This window comes from Amycolatopsis sp. NPDC047767 (assembly GCF_040704195.1).
In the GTDB taxonomy this organism is placed as follows: Bacteria; Actinomycetota; Actinomycetes; order Mycobacteriales; family Pseudonocardiaceae; genus Amycolatopsis.
In genome coordinates, this window is sequence record NZ_JBEYSJ010000048.1 from 1 (window position 1) to 20200 (window position 20200).

The 20200-nt window shown below is 71.3% G+C and carries 20 protein-coding genes; 2 read left to right on the top strand and 18 right to left on the bottom strand.

Annotated elements, in window-relative coordinates; all coding sequences use genetic code 11:
- Positions 1-137: 137 nt before the first annotated feature.
- Positions 138-998, bottom strand: a complete 861-nt coding sequence (locus tag AB0878_RS45085) for a sigma-70 family RNA polymerase sigma factor (protein ID WP_366588726.1) — start codon at positions 996-998, stop codon at positions 138-140.
- A 79-nt stretch (positions 999-1077) separates the two neighbouring features.
- On the opposite strand from AB0878_RS45085, the gene AB0878_RS45090 reads away from it, so the two are divergent.
- On the top strand, positions 1078-1815 hold the full coding sequence (locus tag AB0878_RS45090) for an NAD(P)H-binding protein (protein WP_366588729.1): 738 nt from the start codon (positions 1078-1080) through the stop codon (positions 1813-1815).
- On the opposite strand, the gene AB0878_RS45095 is transcribed toward AB0878_RS45090, so the two are convergent.
- From AB0878_RS45095 to AB0878_RS45125, 7 genes are all read right to left on the bottom strand, one after another.
- Positions 1812-2585, bottom strand: a complete 774-nt coding sequence (locus AB0878_RS45095) for a type III pantothenate kinase (protein ID WP_366588731.1) — start codon at positions 2583-2585, stop codon at positions 1812-1814. The two genes, AB0878_RS45090 and AB0878_RS45095, sit on opposite strands and share 4 nt — an antisense overlap.
- 55 nt (positions 2586-2640) lie before the next feature.
- Positions 2641-3135, bottom strand: coding sequence for an aspartate 1-decarboxylase (panD, locus tag AB0878_RS45100; protein WP_220244802.1), 495 nt, complete (start codon positions 3133-3135; stop codon positions 2641-2643).
- Between the two features lie 12 nt (positions 3136-3147).
- On the bottom strand, positions 3148-4056 hold the full coding sequence (gene panC / locus AB0878_RS45105; RefSeq protein WP_366588734.1) for a pantoate--beta-alanine ligase: 909 nt from the start codon (positions 4054-4056) through the stop codon (positions 3148-3150).
- Positions 4053-4955 carry a DUF2520 domain-containing protein gene (locus tag AB0878_RS45110; protein ID WP_366588736.1) on the bottom strand — a complete coding sequence of 301 codons (903 nt, stop codon included), beginning with the start codon at positions 4953-4955 and terminating at the stop codon, positions 4053-4055. The genes panC and AB0878_RS45110 overlap by 4 nt, the downstream gene beginning before the upstream one ends.
- Before the next feature lie 262 nt (positions 4956-5217).
- On the bottom strand, positions 5218-6324 hold the full coding sequence (locus AB0878_RS45115) for a PrsW family intramembrane metalloprotease (RefSeq protein ID WP_366588837.1): 1107 nt from the start codon (positions 6322-6324) through the stop codon (positions 5218-5220).
- 847 nt (positions 6325-7171) lie between these two features.
- On the bottom strand, positions 7172-9007 hold the full coding sequence (locus tag AB0878_RS45120; protein WP_366588739.1) for a DUF6779 domain-containing protein: 1836 nt from the start codon (positions 9005-9007) through the stop codon (positions 7172-7174).
- Positions 9008-9076: 69 nt separating this feature from the next.
- Entirely contained in the window at positions 9077-9538 is a 462-nt protein-coding gene (locus tag AB0878_RS45125) for a DUF3180 domain-containing protein (RefSeq protein WP_366588741.1), read from the bottom strand.
- A gap of 61 nt (positions 9539-9599) precedes the next feature.
- On the opposite strand from AB0878_RS45125, the gene AB0878_RS45130 reads away from it, so the two are divergent.
- Positions 9600-10538 (top strand): MerR family transcriptional regulator, encoded by a 939-nt coding sequence (locus tag AB0878_RS45130; protein ID WP_366588743.1) that lies wholly within the window; start codon positions 9600-9602, stop codon positions 10536-10538.
- Positions 10539-10896: 358 nt separating this feature from the next.
- On the opposite strand, the gene folK is transcribed toward AB0878_RS45130, so the two are convergent.
- From folK to hpt, 10 genes are all read right to left on the bottom strand, one after another.
- Positions 10897-11391, bottom strand: a complete 495-nt coding sequence (gene folK, locus AB0878_RS45135) for a 2-amino-4-hydroxy-6-hydroxymethyldihydropteridine diphosphokinase (protein ID WP_366588745.1) — start codon at positions 11389-11391, stop codon at positions 10897-10899.
- A complete protein-coding gene (gene folB / locus AB0878_RS45140) occupies positions 11388-11747 on the bottom strand; it encodes a dihydroneopterin aldolase (protein WP_366588747.1) in 360 nt (119 codons plus the stop codon). Before folB ends, folK begins: the two co-directional genes overlap by 4 nt.
- The gene (gene folP / locus AB0878_RS45145; protein ID WP_366588749.1) at positions 11740-12546 is read right to left on the bottom strand and encodes a dihydropteroate synthase; all 807 of its coding nucleotides are present in this window, start codon (positions 12544-12546) and stop codon (positions 11740-11742) included. Before folP ends, folB begins: the two co-directional genes overlap by 8 nt.
- Positions 12547-12581: 35 nt before the next feature.
- A complete protein-coding gene (gene folE, locus AB0878_RS45150; RefSeq protein WP_366588751.1) occupies positions 12582-13208 on the bottom strand; it encodes a GTP cyclohydrolase I FolE in 627 nt (208 codons plus the stop codon).
- On the bottom strand, positions 13180-15579 hold the full coding sequence (gene ftsH, locus AB0878_RS45155) for an ATP-dependent zinc metalloprotease FtsH (protein WP_366588753.1): 2400 nt from the start codon (positions 15577-15579) through the stop codon (positions 13180-13182). Before ftsH ends, folE begins: the two co-directional genes overlap by 29 nt.
- A 200-nt stretch (positions 15580-15779) precedes the next feature.
- Positions 15780-16604: an ESX secretion-associated protein EspG gene (locus tag AB0878_RS45160; protein ID WP_366588755.1), complete on the bottom strand. Its 825-nt coding sequence runs from the start codon at positions 16602-16604 to the stop codon at positions 15780-15782.
- Between the two features lie 98 nt (positions 16605-16702).
- Entirely contained in the window at positions 16703-17506 is an 804-nt protein-coding gene (locus AB0878_RS45165) for an ESX secretion-associated protein EspG (RefSeq protein WP_366588757.1), read from the bottom strand.
- A gap of 149 nt (positions 17507-17655) precedes the next feature.
- Positions 17656-19068 carry a hypothetical protein gene (locus AB0878_RS45170; protein WP_366588759.1) on the bottom strand — a complete coding sequence of 471 codons (1413 nt, stop codon included), beginning with the start codon at positions 19066-19068 and terminating at the stop codon, positions 17656-17658.
- Positions 19069-19087: 19 nt separating this feature from the next.
- Entirely contained in the window at positions 19088-19453 is a 366-nt protein-coding gene (locus AB0878_RS45175; protein WP_285971916.1) for a hypothetical protein, read from the bottom strand.
- Between the two features lie 195 nt (positions 19454-19648).
- On the bottom strand, positions 19649-20200 hold the full coding sequence (hpt, locus tag AB0878_RS45180; protein WP_220247209.1) for a hypoxanthine phosphoribosyltransferase: 552 nt from the start codon (positions 20198-20200) through the stop codon (positions 19649-19651).

Here is a 20200-nt window from a genome sequence, read left to right on the forward strand (position 1 = left end):
CCCGGGGCACGTCGTCATCGAGGTCGGCGCCCTCGGCCCGGGCCGACGAAACCGGGAGGGAAGAAGCCGACTTTCGGCGATCTCGCGCGCCCCGGCGGAGCCGGGGCAGAAGACTCAGTGGGGTTGAAGGTGCTGCACTAGAAAACCGAAATCTCCAACGCACGCAGCCGCTCGGGATCACCGACCACGTCGATCGCCGTGATGCGGTCGCCGTCGAAGGTGAACGTGAGCACCACTTCGAGCCGGCCACGCGGCGCGAGCACGAGGGCAGGCGCACCGTTGACCAGCGCCACCTGCGTGCCCCGCGCGCGGGCCGTAGCGAGCAGCGCGCCCTTGCTCACGCTGCGGACGCCCCGCAGCACGACGGGCGCCGGCGCCCCGGACACGGCGGCGTCGGCCTGCAGCACCACGTCGGGGTCGAGCAGCTGCAGCAGCGCCTCGAAGTCGCCGCCGCGCGCGGCCGCCAGGTAGGCCTCCACGGCCTGGCGGCTGCGCGTGACGTCGGCCGTCGGCTGCTCGCCGCGGACCCGGCGCCGGGCGCGGCTGGCGATCTGGCGCACGGCCGCCGGTGTGCGGTCGAGCATCACCGCGATGTCCTCGAACGGCACCGCGAACATGTCGTGCAGCACGAACGCGATGCGCTCGGCCGGCCCCAGCGAGTCGAGCACCACCAGCAGCGCCAGCCCGACCGAGTCGGCGAGCTGCGCTTCCGCCTCGAGGTCGAAGTCGTCGCCGCGTTCGAAGACCTGCGCCTCGAGCGAGTCCTCACGCCGGCGTTCGCGCGTGCGCAGCTGGTTGAGGCACTGGCGCGAGACGACCGTGGTGAGCCAGGCGGGCAGGCTCTCGATCTCCCGCGCGTCCACGCCGTCGAGCCGCAGCCAGGCTTCCTGCACGGCGTCTTCGGCTTCGCTCAACGAGCCCAGCATCCGGTACGCGACTGAGCGCAGCCGCGGCCGGTTCTCTTCGAACTGCTGCGCCAACCAGGCCTTTTCGTCCACGTGTCACATTCCTCCGTCGCGCGGGTTCACCGAAGTACACACCGACAATCCCGGTCACGTGACCGGAACGGAGGAAGAAATGAGCACGATCCTCGTCACCGGCGGCACCGGCACGCTCGGCACCCTCGTCACCCCGCTGCTGCGGGACGCGAAGCTGCGCATTCTGAGCCGCCACGCACCCGCCGGCGCCGCCGAGCACGTCGCCTGCGACCTGCTCAGCGGCGAAGGGCTGGAAGCCGCCGTCGACGGCGTCGACGTGGTGCTGCACCTGGCCGGCGGACCCAAAGGTGACGACGTGGCCACCGCGAACCTGGTCAAAGCCGCCGAACGCGCGGGCGTGGGCCACTTCGTGCTCATCTCGGTGATCGCGGCCGACCGCGTGCCGCTGGGCTATTTCACGCGCAAGTTCGAGGCGGAGAAGACGGTGATCGCCTCGGGGCTGCCGTGGACGATCCTGCGTGCCGCCCAGTTCCACGGCTTCTGCCTCGACGCGGTGCGCGCCGCCGCGAAACTGCCCGTCGTCCCCGTGCCCGGCGGCATGCGGTTCCAGCCGGTGGACGCCCACGACGTCGCGGCCCGGCTCGCCGAACTGACCCTCGGCGCGCCCGCCGGCCGCGTCCCCGACCTGGCGGGCCCGAAGGTCTACACCATGCGTGAACTCGTGGAGGATTACCTGCGGGCCAACGGAAAGCGCCGCCCCAAGCTGCCCGTCCGCCTGCCCGGCAAGGCCGGCCGCGCCTACCGCGCCGGCGACAACCTCAACCTCGACGCGGAAACCGGCACCCGCACCTGGGAGGAATTCCTCGCGCAGAACTAGCGCACGTTTCGTTCGTAGACCAACCGCAGCCCCAGCAACGTCAGATCGGGGACGTGCTCCTTGATCGTCTCCGATTCGCCGATCACCAACGGCGCGAGGCCGCCGGTCGCGATCACCGCGACCGGCTCGGTTTCCTCGCTGCGCAGTTCCCGCACAATGCGTTTGACGAGGCCGTCGACCTGGCCCGCGAAGCCGTAGAGGATGCCGGACTGCAGGCATTCCACGGTGTTCTTCCCGATGACCGAACGCGGCCGCACGAGCTCCACCTTGCGCAACGCGGCAGCGCGGGAGGCGAGCGCGTCCACAGAGATGTCGATGCCGGGGGCGAACGCGCCGCCGAGGAACTCGCCCTTGGCGGAGATGGCGTCGACGTTCGTGGACGTGCCGAAGTCGACCACCACGCACGCGGTGGCGTGCAGGTGGTGGGCGGCGAGGGTGTTCACGAGCCGGTCGGCGCCCACCTCCTTGGGGTTGTCCACGAGCAGCGGCACGCCCGTGCGCACGCCGGGTTCCACCACGATCTTCGGGAGCCGCGCGTAGTAGCGGCTCAGCATCACGCGCAGTTCGCGCAGCACGGCGGGCACTGTGGACAGTGCGCTGATGCCGGTGATCGCGTCGGCGTGCGGGCCGAGCAGGCCGCGCATGGTGAGCGCGAGCTCGTCGGCGGTCATGCGCGCGTCGGTGCGCATGCGCCAGTCGCCGACGAGCCGCTGGCCCTCGTACAGGCCGAGGACGATGTTGGTGTTGCCGACGTCGACGGTGAGCAGCAACGCGGACTTCCTTTACTGCGGCCCGGTTTCGCCGCCGACTCGGTGGGTTACGGGCTCAGCTTTCCGCGTGCAGCAACGCGTCGAGCCGGCGGGCGTCGGCGGTTTCGGCCACCGGGAAGGCGATCGTGTCCTCCTCGGGCAGCGTGACGGTGCCGCTCAGCAGCCCCGACCCCTCCGGCGCGTGGGCCGGATCGGTCCCGCGTTCGACGATCTGGTTGTCCTCGTCGACGAAGATCACCCGCGGCTCGTAGTTCAGCGCCTCCACGCTGTCCATCTGGCCGTAGGAGATGAGGATGACGAGGTCACCCGGGTGCACCAGGTGCGCCGCGGCGCCGTTGATGCCGAGCACGCCGCTGCCGCGCTCACCCTTGATCACGTAGGTCTCGAGCCGGGCGCCGTTCGTGACGTCCACAATGGACACCTGTTCACCCGGCAGGAGGTCGGCGGCCTCCATCAGGTCCTCGTCGACGGTCACCGACCCCACGTAGTGCAGATCCGCCTGCGTCACCGTGGCCCGGTGGATCTTCGACTTCAGCATCGTGCGGTACATCGTGGACTCTCCCTATTCCCCTGCGTCCGGATCCACGCTCGGATGGTCCACAGCCCGTCCGAGCAGCACTCCCACGTTGTCGATCAGCCGGGTGCTCCCCACCCGGGCGGCGATCAACAGCCGTGCCTCACCGTCGACGGGCGCCGGCCCGAGATCGGTTCCCCTCAGCTCCAGGTAGTCCACCTCCACCTGCGGACGCTCGGCGAGCGTCCGGCGAGCCATGTCCAGCACCGCTTCGGCCCCTTCGCGGCCGACGTGCGCCCCTGCGGTCAGCGCCGCGGAAAGCACCACGGCGTCCTCCCGCTGCTCCGGCGTCAGGTACACGTTGCGGGAAGACAGTGCGAGCCCGTCGCGCTCGCGGACCGTCGGCACCCCGATCACCCGGGTGTCGATGTTCAGGTCGGCCACCATCTTCTTGATCAGCACCAGCTGCTGGTAGTCCTTCTCCCCGAAGAACGCGTAGTCCGGGCGCAGCAGGTTGAACAACTTCGCGACGACAGTGAGCACCCCGGTGAAGTGCCCGGGCCGCACGGCGCCCTCCAGCTCGTCGCCGAGCGGGCCGGGGTGCACGGTCACCATCGCGTTCTCGGCGTACAGGTCGCTCGCCTTCGGCGTGAAGGCCAGCTCGACGCCGGCTTCGCCCAGCGTTGCGAGGTCCTCTTCCATGCGCCGCGGGTACGCCTCGAAGTCCTCACCCGCGCCGAACTGCAGCGGGTTCACGAAGATCGACGCGGCCACGATCGTGTTCGGCAGGCGCTTCGCGCGGCGCATCAGCTCGCGGTGGCCGTCGTGCAGCGCGCCCATCGTGGGCACGAGCGCCACCTTGTGGCCGACACTGCGCAGCGCGCGGCTCACCTGGCTGATGTGTTCGGGCGGCTGGTACGCGTTGAGCGTCGCGCGCTGGAACTTCGGTGTGGTCACGGGGTCTGCCCTTCGGCGGGGTCGTCGAGGAGGTCGGTCAGCTCGGCGGCGGTCGCCGCGTCGAGCAGGCCGGCGGCGTGGGACCGCTCGGCCGTGCGCCGGGCCAGTGCCCGGTAGGCCGGGGCGATCGCCGGCTCCGTTCCCGAGAGCACGGTGAGGTGCTTGCGGACGGTGCCGAGATCACCACGCGCCACCGGGCCGGTGAGGGCGCGGTCGCCGTGGCGCAGCACATTATCCAGTGCGGCCGACAGCAGTGGTGCGACGAGTCGTTCCGAATGCCCGATTCCGGCTTCGCGCAGGAGCTCCGTGCAGTCGGCGACGAGCGTCATCAGGTGGTTGGCGCCGTGCGAGAGGGCCGCGTGGTAGAGCGCGCGGGCGGCCTCGGGGATGCGCACCGGCTCGGCGCCCATCTCCACGGCCAGCGCCTCGCCGACGTTCCAGGCCACCTCGTCGTCGGGGGCCGCGGTGACGCCGATGCTGGCGGTGCTGAGGCGTTCGAGGTCTTCGGCGCGGCCGGTGAACGTGAGCACGGGGTGCAGCGCGAGCGCCAGCGCACCGGCCTGTGCGGCGGGCTGCAGGACGTCGACGCCGTGAGCGCCGGAGGTGTGGACGACGATCTGGCCCGGCCGCAGCGACTCCGTCGCCACGAGCCCGCGAACCATGCCTTCGAGGGCGTCGTCGGGCAGCGCGAGCAGCACCAGGTCGGCGCGGCGGACGACCTCGTCGGGCGGCAGCAGGGGGACGTCGGGCAGCAGGCGTTCGGCCCGCGCCAGCGACTCGGCCGACAGGCCGGACGCGGCGACGACCGTGTGGCCGGCCCTGGCCAGTGCGGCGCCGAGGACGCTGCCCACCCGGCCGGCCGAGACCACGCCCACCGCGAGGCGGGCCGGTCGGTTCATGGCGTGCGCCTGTGGACGCTCATGGCTCGAAACTCCTTGGCTCGTTCCAGTCCCGCTCTTACGGCGCGGGTACCAGACGACGGCGCGAGAGTAGCCCCGTCGCGTCCGGATCGCGGAGCTCTGGTGACGAGCTTCACCCGGTCGTTCAATCGCGGAAGTAATTTAATCGCGTCTCGGAGATCTGTGCGGCGGAGGGCCGCCGCACCCCCGCTGAGCACGGGTTTTTCGGCTCGATCGAGCTACCCCGCCGGGGGGATGACGATCATCGCGGCTCGGCCGTGGTGGCGAGGCGCACGGCGTCGGCGCGAGCTGCTTTGAGGGTGCGCAGCAGCTCGTCCTGGCGTTGCTGGTCCTCTTCGCTGCGGATTCTGTTGCGCCCCAGGAACGCGAGCTCCGAAACGCTCGCCTGGTACAGCCCGACCGCCCGCGCCGCCGCTCTGCCGGATTCGCGTCTGGCCTGTCTGCGCCACGCGCGGCGCCCCGAGAGACTCGCCAGCAGGCTGACCTCCGACTTCGCGATCCACCGGTCGGCCACCATCTTCGGCAGCGCGGCCGCCACGATGCGCTGTTCGCGCCGCCGTTGCAGCACGATCACGTAGACCACGCCGATGAACAACGGCACCATGATCAGGAAGTACACGGTGAGGAACGCCTTCGAGCCGCCCAGCGTGGCCGCGCTGTTCCACAACGCGTGGAGCAAGACGCCCGCCAGATACCCGGCCAGCGGCGCGACCACCCGCAGCCACCGCTGCCGCGTGCGCGCCGCCACCCCGAACCCGATGCCCGCCATCACGGCGAACAACGGATGCGTGAACGGCGACAGCACCCCACGCAGGAAAAACGCGGCGAGCACACCCGCGTTGGCGCCGTTTCCGAAGCCGTACTCGGCGAACGCGCGGCCGAAGTAGTAGATGTTCTCCGTGAACGCGAAGCCGGCCGCCGAGAAGCCCGCGTAGACGATCCCGTCGACCACCCCGTCGAACTCCGCGCTGCGGCGCCAGAAGATGAGCAGCACGAAGGCGTCCTTCGCCGCTTCCTCCACCAGCGGCGCGGAGACGAGCGCGCTGACCTTGGAGCCGTTCCCACTGCCGAGCAGGATGTCACCCACGGCCTCGGCGCCACTGTTGATGACCAGCGCGGTGATCGTCGCGATGCACGCCCCCCACGCGAAGGCCAGCAACAGCAACTTCGCGGGCTCCGGCTCCCACCGATCCACCCACAGGAACCCCGCGACCACCACCGCCACCGGCACGAGCGCCGCCAGCACCCCGATCGCGACCGCCCCCACCCCGACGCGCGCCGTGGCCAGCCCGAACAGAAACAGGCCACACAACGCCACGACGATCAACCCGACCACGGGCAAGAACACCGTCACCCGACGCGGAAGGCGAGCACCGGGTCTCGCCGCTGAGCCCTTCGTGGTGGGGAGGGTTCCGTTCACGAGCGGTCACCATACGGGGGTGAGGTGTGCGGTGCTGGCTGTGGCTCTTCGAGGCCGCGGTTTTCCCGCCGTGGCCTCGGCTGCGCGGGCTTCACCGATGATCTCGGGGCTCGGTGTTTCGGCTGGAGAGGCCACCCACACAACAAATCCGGCTCGGCCCGAACGCACCGGCGACGGCACCGGCCGCCGTTGCCGCGCAAGCCCCGCTCCAGACTTCTGGCTCCGCGAAGAACCCGGCTCAGCCCGCCCCCACCGGCCTCGGGTGCGATTGCCGCGCAAGCGCCGCAGGTTTTAGGCCCAGGCGTCTGGCTCAACGATGAATCCGGCTCGAAGAGCGACCGCGCTCTTCGACTCCGGCCGCCGTTGCCGCGCGAGTTCCTTCGGGCTCGGGCCACTGGCTCCTGGCGCAGCGACGAATGCGCCGCTAACCGACGCGCTCTCCTGCTCCGGCCACAGCAGCCGAGCGGCCCAGCGCAGGGACGCTGCCCGGCCAGTGTTTCGGTGCCGTTCTCGGGTCACCGACGACTGCGCAGTGGCGCTGCTGTCGTCGCCTGCCGCGCGGCGGGCCGGCAGCTACCGGCGGCGACGCCTCCGGCTCGGGTCGAACCGGCCGTACGACCCCGGTCCCGCGGGCGTAGTGAGGCGGCGCTGCCATCACCCCCGCGTTTGCCAAGCGGCGAGCCCGCGAGCCCGTGAGGCGTGCGGGCCGCCAGAAGGCTTGTACACAGCGAAAAGCCCCGGCCCATCCATGCTGGGCCGGGGCTTTCCGTGCGGTTCAGTCCTCCGCGCGACGGCGGCGGCGCGGGGCGGATTCGGCGGCGCCGTTGGCGGCCAGGAGTTCCGTGACCGACCGGCCCGCCGCGTGGGAGCCGCTGGCCGGTGTGGGGTCGGCGGAGCGGCGGCCGCGAGAGGGGGTGTCCTCGGGGGCGTCGACGGGGGGCACGTTGCGGCGGCTCTGCGAAGCCCGCTCGGTGACCATGCCTTCCCACGCGGGGGGCTCGCCGTCTGGGCGACGGCGACGGCCGCTGCCGGGCGTTTCGGCCGGTTCGTCGTCGGAGCGGCGGCGGCGGCCGCCGGAACTCTTGGTGACGGTGCTGCGGACCGATTCCGGCAAGGTCGGGTTGACCGGCTCCTCGGGTTCGTCGCCCGGGTTCGAGTGGGCGCCGTGCCTGGTCGCGGGGGCGGAGTCGGCCAGGGGTGACAGGTCCGTGCGCGAGAACTGTTCCAGGCGCGAAGGCTTGCGCTGGCCCGGTTCCGTGTGCGACGGCTCCGGGGGCTCCGCCACGGGCGGGAGGTCGGTGCGCGACGCGGTGGCCTCGCGGGGCTTCGGCGGGGTGTCGCCGGAGGAGCGGCGGTCGCCGAAGTCGGCGGACGCGTCCCAGGCCGGCTTCCACGCGGCCGTCGACTCTCCGGTCGGCGGGTCCTGGCGGCCCACGCGGGGCAGGTCGGGGCGCGACACCTCGGCGTGCGACACCGGCGGTTCGACGCGGCGCAGGTCCGGCCGAGACACCTCAGCGTGCGAGACCGGGGGCTCCACCCGGCGCAAGTCAGGCCGAGAGGCCTCAGCCCGTGACACCGGCGCCTCGACGCGACGCAGATCCGGCCGAGACGCCTCGGCGCGCGACACCGGCGGCTCCACCCGGCGCATGCCCGGGCGCGAAACCTCGGCCCGCGGCACCTGGCGCGTCTCCTCGAGCGAATCGGGCTTCGCGACCGGCGCGACGGTGCGCGTCGGCTGCGACTCGGAGGCGGCGGCCTGGCGGCGTGCGGCTTCGGCGCGCAGCTCGGCGGCCTTCACGGCGCGCGCGGCGGCCGACTCGGGCTCGGCTTGGGGCTGGGGCGACGGCTGCGGAGCCGGCTTCGGCCGGTTCTGCTTCGGCCGCGCGAGCTGCTGCGTGCGCTGGGTGTTCAGCGAAGCGGGCGGCTTGCCGTTCGGCCCCTGGCCCTGCCCGGGACCGTGCTGGCCCGTGCCGTTGGCCGGCTTGCGCCGCCGGTCGGTGCCGGGGGTGTCGAGCACGCGGTCCATCAGCTCGGTGGGCCGGTCGTTGCTGACCTCGACCACCGGCTTCTTCGGGGCCATCAGCTGCGCGGGCTTCTTGCCGTTGCCGTTCTTCGACTCCGAGCCGGCGGACACGAGCCGCTGGTCGTCGTTGAGCGAGCGCATGCGCGTGGCCTGCGCGGTGAGCGCGACGCGTTCGAGCAGCACCTCGCCGCCGAACAGCGACTGCAGGCTCTCGCGCAGCGCTGACACCTCGGCGCGCAGCGCGTCGAGCTCTTCGCGCGACTTGGCCTCCGCGGACTCCCTCGTCTCGGCTTCGATCTCCAGCTCGTACTCACGCCGAGCCGCGATCTCGCGTTCCAGTTCCAGTTCGTATACCGCCTGCGCCTCGGCGACCGCGTCCTCGCTGTGCGCCGCGTGCTTGCGATACCTCACGGCGAGGAAGGCGCCGATCAAGGCGGCCCAAAGGGCTGCGATGATTCCCAACCGGAGGAACCGGAGGTCGTCGCTGAGCACCAGTGCGAGAGTGGCTCCGATGGCGAGGACGAATCCGACGACGAGCCACGGCCTGCCCAGAAGGCGGCCGCGCGAGTCGTCACCCACGCCGGTCATGACAGACACCGTACCTTCTAGTGATCCGAACGAGACCTAGTCGGTACTTCGAGCGGCAGGATCTGGTCGTTAACCGGTCGTCGAACGGTTGTCCGGCCGCTCGTCGCCGGGAGGGGTCCGGCAGGAGTGCTCGAGCCACAAAGCCGCAGCTACGAGCATCGCGGAGCACACCGCGCCGACCACCGCGGCACGGGTGTCGAAGACGCTGGCGACGAGTTCGTCACGTCGGGGAAAAACGTACGCGAACGCTGCCAGCCAACCCCCTGTCATGAAGGATCCGGCCAACGAGGACGCCTTCGCGAGCGCTACTGAGCGTGCGATGCCGATCGACGCCGTCACCCGTCCGGCCTTGATTCTCGACCTGATCGTGTAAGCCATGATCGCCTCGATCACAGCGAGTACTGCGAACGTGACTCCTGCCAGTGTCGGGAGTCGGGGCAGGTCACCGTAGGCGAGCTGGAAGACGACGTAGACCAGGACGAGGCCGAGAACCGCGGCCACCACCAGCTCACGGGGCCGGGTGAAGTGCATGGGGTCTACCGTACCGAGAGCACTTGACCCTCCAGTGGCTGGAGACTCCACCATGCGTCGTGTGGGTGCCACCGCGGTCTTCACGATCGGCGAGCTGTCCAGGCGGACGGGGCTGCCGGTCAAGACCATCCGCTTCTACTCCGACGAGGGCCTGCTCCCGCCCACGGAGCGCACCGACGCCGGCTACCGGCTGTACGACGCCCACGCGCTCGCCCGGCTGGAGCTGGTGCGGACGCTGCGTGAGCTGGGGCTCGGCCTCGCCGACGTCGCTCGCGTCCTGGAGCGCGAGTCGTCGGTGCGCGACCTGGCCGTGCGCCACGTCGAGGCCCTCGACGAGCAGATCCGCAGGCTCCGGCTGCGCCGGGCCGTGCTGCGGGCGGTGGCGAAGAGAGATTCCAAACTGGAGGAAGTGAAGCTGATGAACCGCCTCGCGCAGATGTCCGACGAAGAGCGCAAGCGCCTGGTCGACGAGTTCTGGGCCGAGATGACCGAGGGCCTCGACGTGGACCCCGAGTTCTACGAGCGCATGGGCTCGGCCAAGCCCGAGCTGCCGGACGACCCGTCGCCCGAGCAGCTGGAGGCCTGGCTCGAGTTCGCCGAGCTCGTGCAGGACCCGGAGTTCCGCCGCCTGATCCGCGGCATGAGCGAACGCCACGCGGCCGACCGCGACGCCGGCGCGGCCACCGAGGTCACACAGGCCCAGCGCGACAACTGGTTCGCCTGGTCCACCGCCGCCCGCGCCGCCCTCGACGAGGGTGTCGGCCCCGACTCACCCCAGGGCCGAGAACTGGCCGACACCATCGCCACGGCCTCGGCCGGCACCGGCGACGACCCCGCGGACCCGGCCTTCCGCCGCGCCCTGGCCGACAAGTTCGCCTCCGGCGGCGACCCCAGGGCCGAGCGCTACTGGCAGCTGCTGGCGATCATCAACGGCTGGCCGCCCATCCCGAGCGCCCAGCCCGAGGTGGGTTTCCTGCTGGCGGCGCTGCGGTCTGAGTAAGGGCGGGCCCGACTGCGTTACCGCCGAATCGGTGAACGGCCGGTGAACGGCGCCGAGTCACCAAAGCCGCAGGTCCGGCGTCCACCCGCGACACCCATCGGCGCGATGGCCGCCACCCCAACCGGGCGACGGCCACTGCGGCGAGCCTGGAACCTCGCCACAGGCGGGGGCACCATGCCCGCGGGTCGCTCGGCCCCGGCGGGTCTAGGCGAGCCGCAGGTCCGGCGAATGCTGAGTCCTCCGGCGCGACACACACCGGCGCACTGGCCACCGCCCCAATCCGGCGACAGCCGCTGCGTCGGCGAGCCTGGAACCTCGCCCCAGGCGGGGCACCACGCCCGCGGGGAGCTCGATGGGTCTAAGCGAGCCGCAGGTCCGGCCGGAGGACGACACCCGCTTTGTCGTTCTCCGGCCGAGCCCGCAAGAGATCCGCGACGCGGCCGTGGCCCAGCAGGACCGCGTCCGGTTCGATTTCCAGCCACGGGATCAGCACGCTGGCGCGGTCCGGCGTACCGGGGTGCGGCAGCAGCAGCCGGGGATCGTCGGAAACCACGGCGTCGACGGTCACCACGTCCACGTCGAGGGTCCGCGGCCCCCAGCGCAGCTCGCGGACGCGGCCGGCCGCCTGCTCCGCGGCCTGCGCCACCTCCAGCCACGCCCAGTGGTCGCGCGCGGGGTCGTCGACGACGCAGACGGCGTTGAGGAAGTCCGGCTGGTCCTCGACGCCCCACGGCTTCGTCTCGTACACGCTCGACACGGCCACCAGCGCCGGCCCGACGGTGTCCAGCGCGATGCGCAGGTACGCCAGCCGGTCGCCGAGGTTGGAGCCCAGCGAGAGGACGGCGCGGCTCACCGCTCGCGCCGGACGGTGACCGCGACGTCGTCGAACGTCAGCGGGATCGGGGCCGAGGGCTTGTGCACGGTGACCTCGACGGCGTTCAGGCGCGAGTCGCGCATGACCTCGTCGGCGATCTTGCCCGCGACGCTCTCGATGAGGTCGTACGGCTCGCCCGCCACGATCCCGGCGGCCAGCTCCGCGAGCTGGCCGTAGTGCAGGGTCTTGGTCAGGTCGTCGGACGCGGCGGCCGGACCGAGGTCGAGCCACGCGGTGACGTCGACGATGAACTCCTGACCGTCGCGCTTCTCGTGCTCGAACACGCCGTGGCGGCCGAACACCCGCAACCCCGTCAACGTGATGCGATCAGCCATCAGCCCGCCCCTTCCGCCACGCGGCCGCGACGGCGACCGCGTCGAGTGACGCGCCCACCTCGTGCACGCGCACTCCCCAAGCCCCGGCCGCGGCGGCCAGCGCGGAAATCGCTGCGGTGGCGTTCTCCCGCCCGTCCGGCGGCCGCGGCTCACCGTCCTTTTCGGCCAGCAGCCGGCCGAGGAACCGTTTGCGCGAAGCGCCCACGAGCACCGGGAAACCCAGCGACAGCACCGAATCCAGGCCGTGCAGCAGCGCCCAGTCGTGCTCGGCGTGCTTCGCGAACCCGAGCCCGGGGTCGAGCACGATCGCGCTTTCGTCCACGCCCGCGGCGAGCGCTTCGTCCACTCTGGACTGAAGCTCGCTGCGCACCTCGGCCACGACATCGGTGTACGTCGCGAGCTTGGTCATGTCCTTGCTGTGCCCGCGCCAGTGCATCAGCACCCACGGCACGCGGCACTCCGCGGCGACGCGCCCCATGTTCGCGTCGGCCAGCCCACCGGACACGTCGTTGATCACCCGCGCCCCGGCCTCGACGGCCGCCTCCGCGACGGAAGCACGCGTCGTGTCCACAGACAGCGCGACACCTTCCGACGCCAGCTGCCGGATCACCGGCAGCACCCGCTCCGCCTCGGTCTCCGCGTCCACGCGCAGCGCGCCCGGCCGCGTCGACTCGCCGCCGACGTCGATCAGGTCCGCCCCGCGCGCCCACATGTCGCGCGCGTGCTCCAGCGCCTGGTCGAGGTCGAGGTAGCGGCCGCCGTCGGAGAACGAATCCGGCGTCACGTTCAGCACGCCCATCACGGCGCACCGCCCGGGCCGGGGCAGGCCCGGGATCACGGGCGCCGGCCCTTGATCAGCTCGATCGCCTCCGCGCGCGAAGTCGCCGAAGTCCGCATCAGCCCCCGCACCGCCGACGTGACCGTCAGCGAACCGGGCTTGCGGATCCCGCGCATCGACATGCAGAGGTGCTCGGCCTCCATCACCACGATCACGCCGCGCGGCTCCAGCCTGCGGTCCAGCGCGTCGGCGACCTGCGACGTCAGCCGTTCCTGCACCTGCGGCCGCTTCGCGTAGAGGTCGACGAGCCGGGCGAGCTTGGACAGCCCGGTGACCTTGCCGTTGGCGTTGGGGATGTACCCGACGTGGGCGACGCCGTGGAACGGGAGGAGGTGGTGCTCGCAGTTCGAATACATCGGGATGTCCGTGACGAGCACGAGCTCCTCGTGCGACTCGTCGAACGTCTTCGCGAGCACCTCGTCCGGGTCGGTGTAGAGGCCGCCGAACATCTCGCGGTAGGCGCGGGCCACGCGGGCCGGCGTGTCGCGCAGGCCGTCGCGGTCGGGGTTCTCGCCGCAGGCCAGCAGAAGTTCCCGGACAGCGCGCTCCGCCCGGTCCTGGTCGAAGACCGGGACCGGGCGGAGGCCGTCGTCGCTAGTGCTTGTCTGGTCCGTCCACGTCACGCCGTTGCTGCCCCTCGTCCGGCTGCTGGCCGTTCGCGCCGTCGGCGAACCAGCCCTGCTCACGCGGACGGTCTTCGGCGGGGCGCCACGGCTGGCTGCCCGGGGACGTCGCCGGGGTCCAGCCCGGAGGCGCCCCGTAGTTGGGCGGACCGCTCTGCGCACCGCTCGGGCCACCTGGGTTGTAGCCGCCTGCCGGACCGCCCGGCTGCTGACCACCATACGACTGGGGCCAGCGACCAGTGCCGTTCGGCCCACCGTTCGGACGGCCGCCGTTGGGCGGCGGAGCGTACGGGTTGGCGTTCGGGTCGGGCGGCGTCGGCGGCGCGTACGGCGGACCACCGGGGAGGTCACCCGCACCCGCGGCGGTGCCGACGGGCGTCGGCGCCGGCTGCAGGACCGGCTTCTCCTTCTCCGGCGGCGGCCACGGCTCGCCGCGCTCCATCGCCAGCTCGCCCGGGGTCTTGATGGGCGGCTTGTCCGACGGGGTGCGCTCACCGAACTCGTTGAAGACGGTGATGTGCGGGCGCTTCTCGACGGTCGCGAAGATCCGCTCGAGATCCTTGCGCTGCAGCGTCTCCTTCTCGAGCAGCTCCAGCACCAGGTTGTCGAGCACGTCGCGGTAGGTGTTGAGCACGTGCCACGCCTCGGTGTGCGCCGTCTCGATGAGCTTGCGCACCTCCTCGTCGATCTCGTGCGCCACCTCGAGCGAGTAGTCGGCCTGCCGGCCCGCGGAGCGGCCCAGGAACGGGTCGCCCTGCTCCTGGCCGTACTTCACGGCGCCGAGCCGCGCGCTCATGCCGTACTCGGTGACCATGGAGCGGGCGATCTTCGTGGCCTGCTCGATGTCGGAGGAGGCACCGGTGGTGGGCTCGTGGAACACGAGCTCCTCCGCCGTGCGGCCACCCATCGCGAAGACCAGGCGGCCGATCATCTCCGACCGGGTCATCAGCTGCTTGTCGTCCTCCGGCACGAGCAGGGCGTGGCCGCCGGTGCGTCCGCGCGGGAGGATCGTGAGCTTGTACACGGGCTCGATGTCCGGCATCGCCCACGCGGCGAGCGCGTGCCCACCCTCGTGGTAGGCCGTGATCTTCTTCTCCTTCTCGGAGATGATGCGGCTCTTGCGCGCCGGCCCGCCGACCACGCGGTCGACCGACTCTTCGAGCGCCACGTCGGTGATCACGTGCCCGTTCTGGCGGGCGGTGAGCAGCGCGGCCTCGTTGAGCACGTTGGCCAGGTCCGCACCCGACATGCCGACGGTGCGCTTGGCCAGGCTCGTGAGGTCCACGCCCTGCGCGATCGGCTTGCCCTTCGAGTGCACCTCGAGGATCGCCTTGCGGCCGCGCAGGTCCGGCGCCGACACGGGGATCTGGCGGTCGAACCGGCCCGGGCGCAGCAGCGCCGGGTCGAGGATGTCCGGCCGGTTGGTGGCCGCGATCAGGATGATGCCGCCGCGGGCGTCGAAGCCGTCCATCTCCACGAGGAGCTGGTTCAGCGTCTGCTCGCGCTCGTCGTGCCCGCCGCCGAGGCCGGCACCACGCTGGCGGCCCACCGCGTCGATCTCGTCGACGAAGATGATGCACGGCGCGTTCTGCTTGGCCTGCTCGAACAGGTCGCGGACGCGGGACGCACCCACACCGACGAACATCTCGACGAAGTCGGAACCGGAGATCGTGTAGAACGGCACGCCCGCCTCACCGGCGACGGCTCGCGCGAGCAGCGTCTTACCGGTACCGGGCGGCCCGTAGAGCAGCACGCCCTTCGGGATCTTCGCCCCGAGTGCCTGGTAGCGCGCCGGATTCTGCAGGAAGTCCTTGATCTCGTACAGCTCTTCGACGGCTTCGTCCGCGCCCGCCACGTCACCGAACGTCGTCTTCGGCATGTCCTTGTTCAGCTGCTTGGCCTTGGACTTGCCGAAGTTGAGGACGCGGTTGCCGCCGCCCTGCGCGTTGTTCATCATCCACATGAGCAGGCCCAGGACAAGGGCCAGCGGGATGGCGAAGATGAGGATCTGCGTCAGGATGCTCTGTTGCGTGACCTTGGTGTCGAACTTGACCGGCTGCCCGTTGACCTTCGCGGAGACGAGGTCGTTGTAGATGTTCACGGCCGCGTTCGCGGGGTACTGCGCGACGATCTGGTCGGTCTGGGTGCCGTTGACGTCGATCTTCTGGGTCAAGGACAGCTTGACCTGCTGTTCCTTGTCCTCGATGCTGGCTTCCTTGACGTGACCCGCGTCGATCTGCGCGTTTGCCACGGAGATCGGAGCCTGGGTGTAGCCACGATCGCTGTCGAAGATCGTGTTGTAGGCGAACAACGCCAGCAACCCTGCGACGATCCACAGCAGTGGGTTCCTGAGCACGCTCTTCCGGTTCATACGACTCGGCCCTTGCGGCCTCGACCCTCCCTGGTTGGGCGGCTCCTGTGATACCCGCCATCACGATGTTGACAACCCGTGGTGCCCGGGCCAGTCCCACCAGGGTACCGCCCGTCCGGACGATCGACCCTTGTGAGCCTCACGCAGGTCAACGGGCAATACGGCATGAGGGTTCCCGGATCGTGCCGGTTCGCGTCACCCTAGCGTGTGTCGGCGGCCACTGAAGCCACCATCTCACCGAGTCGCGTCCGTAGCGTCATCGGGTCAGCGGGCGCCACTGTCACCCATTCGCGGCCATCGGATCCCGCCCGCGACAGGCTCAGATAACGGCCCGTGGCGGTGTCGAACCAGCCCAGCACGCGGGACCGCTGCCGGGCTCCGAGCTGGGTACGGCTGTTCGCGGCCAGCTGACCACCGCGAAGCCGCGGCTGGCCGGAGATCAGCGCGTACGTCTCGCGCGGGTCGACCGTCGCGCGCTCGCTCAGCGACTGGCGCTTGGCCCGTCGCCCCTTCTCCTCCGCCCCGCCGAGGCCGCCCGCGGCGACAGGCACGCGGATCGGGCGTGTGTGCAACGCCTCGTCCAACGGGAGTGTGACGGACGCCTCGCTGCCGCGGCGGCCGCCGGGCAGCAGGTCGACGATCGTGGAGACCAGGCCGTCGGCCGGGGTCTCCCGAAGCCAGATTCCGTCGGCGTCCTGGATGGCGACGACGCCGGCGGCCCGCCCGTCGCCGGCCGCGAGCAGCGCGACGGGGTGGGCCTGGAACTCGGGGATGTGCAGCGCGTCGAGCGAGATCGGCGCGCGGGCGAGCAGGTTGAGCCACTCGTCCACGGGCGGTTCGAGCCGGCCGCGCGCGTCGCGGACGCCCCGCGCCTTGAGCTCGACGTCGACCCGGTGCCGCAGCGATACGCGCTCGTCTTCCGTGGCACCGTGCGAGCGCACGCGCAGCGGGTAGGGCAGCTCGCCGAGACCCGCGGACTCCCAGAGGAAGTCGAACGCCAACGGCGAGAAGAACTCTTGGTGCATGCGGTGGTGCTCACCCTCCAGGATCGATCTCTTGCTCAGCGTAGCGCGAGCGAACCCCGGGCAGAAACGGCCTGAAGTGCTGAACTACCAGCAGCTCCTCAGAACGCTGCCGCGCTCTCCTGCCCCGCCGCGCCGGCCATCATCTCGCCGAGACGGTGCCGCAGGGTCGCGGCGTCGGCCGGCGCGATGGTGATCCAGTCGCGCCCGTCGCGACCGCGGGTGGCCTGCGTGAAGTAGCGGCCGGTCTCCGTGTCGAACCAGCTGAGCACCGGCGACCGGCTGCGCCCGCCGAGGCGATTGCGCGCGTTGGCACCGATCTGCCCGCCGCGCAGCCGCGGCTGGGCGTGCAGGCGGGCGAGTGCCTTGCGGTCCTCGTCCACGCTCGCGCGGCCCGAGGCGTCGACCTGGTTGCCGCGCCGCTGCATGAAGTCGACGCCAGAGCTGCCCACGAGCTGCTCCAGCGGCACCGTGATCGACTTCTCCGTGCCGCGCGGCGCGCCCGGCAGGAGCGAGACGATGGCGGTGGCCAAGCCGTCGGCCGGGCACGGCTGCAGGTGCAGGCCGCGCTGGTCCTGCACGGCGAACAGGCCCTGCTCGCCGACGACGCCGGCCACGGCCAGCAGCGGTTCGGCGCTGGGATCGAGCAGCTGCACCGTGTCGAGGCTCGTGTCGGGCGCGGCGAGGATGCCGAAGTACTCCTCGACGTGCGGCGCGGGCCGGCCGCGGCCGTCGGCGAGACCCCGCTGGACCAGGCCGCCGAGCGTGCGGGCGCGCAGTGCGTCGCGCTCGTCGACGGTGGCGCCGTGCGAACGGATCCGCAGCGGGTAGGGCAGCTCACCCAGCGCGGCCGACTCCCACAGGAAGTCCACCTCGAGCGGGGTGAGCAGTTCCGCGTTCGGCATCGACCAAACCCCCAAACCCCGTGTCACACCTTGTGTTCAGGACGTTGTGTTCAAGAAATTGTCGGTGGTGCTGCGCCGTGTCCGAGACAGACGATCAGAGACAGACGCGGGCGCGCGGCCGGGAAGGCCGCGCGCCCGCGGGAAGTCCGTCAGTTGTCGTCGTCGTCCGACCAGGCACCGATCACCGGCGGAGGCGTGGCCTCGTTGGCACCGAAGGCGTCGTCCGGGTCCGGCTCGATGAGGAAGGACGCGTGGGTGTGCTCCTGGTCCTCCTGGCCCTGGCCGCCGTGGGCGCCCATGCCACCACCCATGCCGCCGCCCATCGGGTTCATGCCCGGCGGGGTCTGGCCACCGATCGTGCCGCCGGCCGAGACCACGCCCTGCTGCTGCGCGGGCGCGGCGCCCTGGGCACTCTGGTGCTCGGCGGCCGCCGACGTGCTCTCCTCGTTCTTACGCGCGCCACTGCGCGAGCCCTGGCCGAGCTTGGCGCTCGCGAAGCCGGCACCGCCGCCCAGCGCGCTCAGGCCGAGCGCCGAAGCGGCACCACCACCGCCGCCGCCACCGGCGGACACGGCCGGCGCGGCCGGAGCCGGTGCCGGGGCGGGCGCGGCACCCGCGCCTGCCGAAGCGGCCATGCCGCCGTCGAAGCCCGACGTGCCGTAGGTACCCGAGTTGCCGGTGACCAGCGGGCCGCCCGCACCGGACGTCCCCGCGGCCACGCTGCTGCCGGAGTGGCCCGAGTAGCCCGAGTAGCCCGTGCCACCGCCGCCGACGCCGTAGCTGCCGGCGGCGAGAGCACCGGCGCCGACCGGCGCCGAGACCGCGCCGACGTTGCCGAAGTCGTTGCCGTTGAAGTGCGTGGGCGTGGGCTTCATGCCGAGCGAGTCGGGGCCGAAGCTCGGGGTCGTGTTGTCGACCTCTTTCATCGACTGCGTGTAGGCGTTGAAGAAGGCGACCTGCTGGGCCTTGACGTCGTTGGCGGCGTCGGCCTGGGCCTTCTGGTCGGCGGCGAGCGCGGCGGGACCGCCGGCCAGCGCCGCGGACATGGCCTGCTTCGGGTCGTAGTCGAGCGGCGCCGGCATCTTCTTGACCTCGGCGGCGGCCGCGGCCTGCTTCGCGAGGCGGTCGGCCATCGTGTGCGCGGCGTCGGAGGCCTGCGTGCCCGAGTTGGCGATGGACACGAGCGCGCCCTGCGCACCCGCGGCACCTTCGCCGACCCACGCGTTGCCGAGCTCGGCGACGGCGTTGAACAGGTCGTCCGACGCGGTCTTCAGCTCGGTGCCGTGCTTGGTCCACTGCTGCCCGGTGGCCTCGGCCGTGCCCGGGTCGTTGTCGGTGATCGCGCCGTTGTAGAGCTGGTGGCTCTCCTGCGCGTTCCAGTTGGGCGGGTTGGCGATCGCCCGGTCGCCGCCCATCTCGAACCCGCCGGCGCGATCGCGCGCGGAGTCGACGATGTTCTGCGAGACCGAGTTGTCGCCGAGCGGAACCGCAGACCCGCTCGCGGGCGCGTTCTGCGCCGGCGGCTGCTGGCCGTAGCTGCTGCTGTCGTGGTTTCCAGCCATGACTTCGTGATCCCCCTCGTCAGGCCTTGCGGAACGGGTCGGCCGCGGACTGATCGAACTCGTGGTAGCGCGCCATCGCGGTGAGGATGCCTTGCTCGGCCGCCTCGTACTGGCTCAGCAGGTTCTGCAGGGCCGCGGAGTAGGAGTCGCCACCGCCGTCGGCGCGCTGGACGAACTTCTCGGCCATCGCCTGGCCGACGGGATTCGCGCCGAGCTTCGGCGGCTGCGCCAGCGAACCCGCGCTGTTGAGCAGGGCTTCGACCGCGTCCTTGCCCGTGCGGATCTTGTTGAGCGCGGTCTGCGCGGCGTCCGGGTCGATGCCGACCTGGCCGTTGACAGCGGCGCTCTTGAACGCGTTGGCATCGGCCAAGCTGCTGTTGCCCATTGCCCTCTCTCCGTTCCCCCGCGCGAGCTCCCCGCTCGCTTGGCAGTAGGTCTTCGCATAGGTTAACGCACCAGGTCGGCACCTATGACGCGATCGGCGAACCCCAGGTTCCCCGCTGTGTGTGATCGCCGCAACACCGCCTGCGCGTTACCACCTTTGACACGTTCGAAGGCCCCGCGAGGTTCAGCCCCGGCTTCAGGACGTGTAGACGTGCGGGTCCAGTGTGCCGATGTAGGGCAGGTCGCGGTAGCGCTCGGCGTAGTCGAGGCCGTACCCGACCACGAACTCGTTGGGGATGTCGAAGCCGATGTACTTCACCGGCACGTCGACCTTCACGGCCTCCGGCTTGCGCAGCAGCGAGACGACCTCGAGCGACGCGGGGTTGCGGCTCGCGAGGTTCTTCAGCAGCCACGAAAGCGTGAGGCCGGAGTCGACGATGTCCTCGACGATCAGCACGTCGCGGCCCGCGATGTCCCGGTCGAGGTCCTTGAGGATGCGCACCACACCCGACGACGAGGTCGAGGAGCCGTACGACGACACGGCCATGAACTCCAGCTGCGTCGGCACCGGCAGAGCGCGGGCGAAGTCGGTCATGAACATCACGGCACCCTTGAGCACGCCCACCAGGAGAAGGTCACCCTGGCCGTTTTCGGGGTAGTCCGCGGCGATCTTGGCCGCCAGCTCCGCGATCTTGTCCTTGATCTGCTGCTCGGTGATGAGCACGGAGGCGATCTCGCCCTCGTACAC

What these genes read in the sequence shown, in the direction of transcription:
- AB0878_RS45170 (WP_366588759.1), bottom strand. Translation starts at nt 19,068, where the DNA reads ATGGCTGGAAACCACGACAGCAGCAGCTACGGCCAGCAGCCGCCGGCG.
- panD (WP_220244802.1), bottom strand. Translation starts at nt 3,135, where the DNA reads ATGTACCGCACGATGCTGAAGTCGAAGATCCACCGGGCCACGGTGACG.
- AB0878_RS45110 (WP_366588736.1), bottom strand. Translation starts at nt 4,955, where the DNA reads ATGAACCGACCGGCCCGCCTCGCGGTGGGCGTGGTCTCGGCCGGCCGG.
- ftsH (WP_366588753.1), bottom strand. Translation starts at nt 15,579, where the DNA reads ATGAACCGGAAGAGCGTGCTCAGGAACCCACTGCTGTGGATCGTCGCA.
- AB0878_RS45120 (WP_366588739.1), bottom strand. Translation starts at nt 9,007, where the DNA reads ATGACCGGCGTGGGTGACGACTCGCGCGGCCGCCTTCTGGGCAGGCCG.
- AB0878_RS45165 (WP_366588757.1), bottom strand. Translation starts at nt 17,506, where the DNA reads ATGCCGAACGCGGAACTGCTCACCCCGCTCGAGGTGGACTTCCTGTGG.
- AB0878_RS45175 (WP_285971916.1), bottom strand. Translation starts at nt 19,453, where the DNA reads ATGGGCAACAGCAGCTTGGCCGATGCCAACGCGTTCAAGAGCGCCGCT.
- AB0878_RS45090 (WP_366588729.1), top strand. Translation starts at nt 1,078, where the DNA reads ATGAGCACGATCCTCGTCACCGGCGGCACCGGCACGCTCGGCACCCTC.
- AB0878_RS45125 (WP_366588741.1), bottom strand. Translation starts at nt 9,538, where the DNA reads ATGCACTTCACCCGGCCCCGTGAGCTGGTGGTGGCCGCGGTTCTCGGC.
- folP (WP_366588749.1), bottom strand. Translation starts at nt 12,546, where the DNA reads ATGGGCGTGCTGAACGTGACGCCGGATTCGTTCTCCGACGGCGGCCGC.
- folB (WP_366588747.1), bottom strand. Translation starts at nt 11,747, where the DNA reads ATGGCTGATCGCATCACGTTGACGGGGTTGCGGGTGTTCGGCCGCCAC.
- AB0878_RS45160 (WP_366588755.1), bottom strand. Translation starts at nt 16,604, where the DNA reads ATGCACCAAGAGTTCTTCTCGCCGTTGGCGTTCGACTTCCTCTGGGAG.